A 2882-nucleotide genomic window follows, 5' to 3' on the forward strand; every position below is an offset into this window, starting at 1 on the left:
AAAGATTGTTCGGCGGCGTCCTACTCTCCCACAGGGTCCCCCCTGCAGTACCATCGGCGCTGAAAGGCTTAGCTTCCGGGTTCGGAATGTAACCGGGCGTTTCCCTAACGCAATGACCACCGAAACACTATGAAGATATCGACCCGGAACCCCGGCCATGGGGGCTCGACAGTTCGTAACTTCAGAACTAACACAGTGGACGCGAGCAACTGAGGACAAGCCCTCGGCCTATTAGTACCAGTCAGCTCCACCGGTTACCCGGCTTCCACATCTGGCCTATCAACCCAGTCGTCTACTGGGAGCCTTACCCTCTCAAGGAGGTGGGAGTCCTCATCTCGAAGCAGGCTTCCCGCTTAGATGCTTTCAGCGGTTATCCTTTCCGAACGTAGCCAACCAGCCATGCCCTTGGCAGGACAACTGGCACACCAGAGGTTCGTCCGTCCCGGTCCTCTCGTACTAGGGACAGCCCTTCTCAAGACTCCTACGCGCACAGCGGATAGGGACCGAACTGTCTCACGACGTTCTAAACCCAGCTCGCGTACCGCTTTAATGGGCGAACAGCCCAACCCTTGGGACCGACTCCAGCCCCAGGATGCGACGAGCCGACATCGAGGTGCCAAACCATCCCGTCGATATGGACTCTTGGGGAAGATCAGCCTGTTATCCCCGGGGTACCTTTTATCCGTTGAGCGACGGCGCTTCCACAAGCCACCGCCGGATCACTAGTCCCGACTTTCGTCCCTGCTCGACCCGTCGGTCTCACAGTCAAGCTCCCTTGTGCACTTACACTCAACACCTGATTGCCAACCAGGCTGAGGGAACCTTTGGGCGCCTCCGTTACTCTTTAGGAGGCAACCGCCCCAGTTAAACTACCCATCAGACACTGTCCCTGATCCGGATCACGGACCCAGGTTAGACATCCAGCACGACCAGAGTGGTATTTCAACGACGACTCCCCCTGAACTGGCGTCCAGAGTTCACAGTCTCCCACCTATCCTACACAAGCCGAACCGAACACCAATATCAAACTGTAGTAAAGGTCCCGGGGTCTTTCCGTCCTGCTGCGCGAAACGAGCATCTTTACTCGTAGTGCAATTTCACCGGGCCTATGGTTGAGACAGTCGAGAAGTCGTTACGCCATTCGTGCAGGTCGGAACTTACCCGACAAGGAATTTCGCTACCTTAGGATGGTTATAGTTACCACCGCCGTTTACTGGCGCTTAAGTTCTCAGCTTCGCCACACCGAAATGTGACTAACCGGTCCCCTTAACGTTCCAGCACCGGGCAGGCGTCAGTCCGTATACATCGCCTTACGGCTTCGCACGGACCTGTGTTTTTAGTAAACAGTCGCTTCTCGCTGGTCTCTGCGGCCACCCCCAGCTCGAGGAGCAAGTCCTCTCACCAGTGATGGCCCCCCTTCTCCCGAAGTTACGGGGGCATTTTGCCGAGTTCCTTAACCATAGTTCACCCGAACGCCTCGGTATTCTCTACCTGACCACCTGAGTCGGTTTAGGGTACGGGCCGCCATGAAACTCGCTAGAGGCTTTTCTCGACAGCATAGGATCATCCACTTCACCACAATCGGCTCGGCATCAGGTCTCACCCTCCACGAGAGACGGATTTACCTATCTCTCGGGCTACACCCTTACCCCGGGACAACCACCGCCCGGGCTGGACTACCTTCCTGCGTCACCCCATCGCTTACCTACTACCACCTTGGGCCGGCGGCTCCACCACTCCCCTTCACCCGAAGGATCCAGGACGGCTTCACGGCCTTAGCATTAATGGGCTCGATACTGGGCGTTTCAAAGCGGGTACCGGAATATCAACCGGTTGTCCATCGACTACGCCTGTCGGCCTCGCCTTAGGTCCCGACTTACCCTGGGCAGATCAGCTTGACCCAGGAACCCTTAGTCAATCGGCGCACACGTTTCCCACGTGTGTATCGCTACTCATGCCTGCATTCTCACTCGTGAACCGTCCACCACTCGCTTACGCGGCGGCTTCACCCGGCACACGACGCTCCCCTACCCATCCCAACGGGCGTTGGCCCTCATGCTGGAATGACACGACTTCGGCGGTACGCTTGAGCCCCGCTACATTGTCGGCGCGGAATCACTTGACCAGTGAGCTATTACGCACTCTTTCAAGGGTGGCTGCTTCTAAGCCAACCTCCTGGTTGTCTCTGCGACTCCACATCCTTTCCCACTTAGCGTACGCTTAGGGGCCTTAGTCGATGCTCTGGGCTGTTTCCCTCTCGACCATGGAGCTTATCCCCCACAGTCTCACTGCCGCGCTCTCACTTACCGGCATTCGGAGTTTGGCTAAGGTCAGTAACCCGGTAGGGCCCATCGCCTATCCAGTGCTCTACCTCCGGCAAGAAACACACGACGCTGCACCTAAATGCATTTCGGGGAGAACCAGCTATCACGGAGTTTGATTGGCCTTTCACCCCTAACCACAGGTCATCCCCCAGGTTTTCAACCCTGGTGGGTTCGGTCCTCCACGAAGTCTTACCTCCGCTTCAACCTGCCCATGGCTAGATCACTCCGCTTCGGGTCTTGAGCGCGCTACTAAACCGCCCTATTCGGACTCGCTTTCGCTACGGCTTCCCCACACGGGTTAACCTCGCAACACACCGCAAACTCGCAGGCTCATTCTTCAAAAGGCACGCAGTCACGACTGTTGCTCCGAAGAACAACAGCGACGCTCCCACGGCTTGTAGGCACACGGTTTCAGGTACTATTTCACTCCGCTCCCGCGGTACTTTTCACCATTCCCTCACGGTACTATCCGCTATCGGTCACCAGGGAATATTTAGGCTTAGCGGGTGGTCCCGCCAGATTCACACGGGATTTCTCGGGCCCCGTGCTACTTGGGTA

At 56.9% G+C, this 2882-nt stretch carries 2 rRNA genes (1 of these 2 running past the window's edge); both read right to left on the bottom strand.

Annotation, left to right across the window (positions count from 1 at the left end):
• Positions 1-7 precede the first annotated feature (7 nt).
• Positions 8-124 (bottom strand): 5S ribosomal RNA (gene rrf / locus ACWDO5_RS35095).
• Between the two features lie 87 nt (positions 125-211).
• A 23S ribosomal RNA gene (locus ACWDO5_RS35100) occupies positions 212-2882 on the bottom strand; it runs 422 nt beyond the window's last position.

This window comes from Streptomyces sp. NPDC000880 (assembly GCF_053599675.1).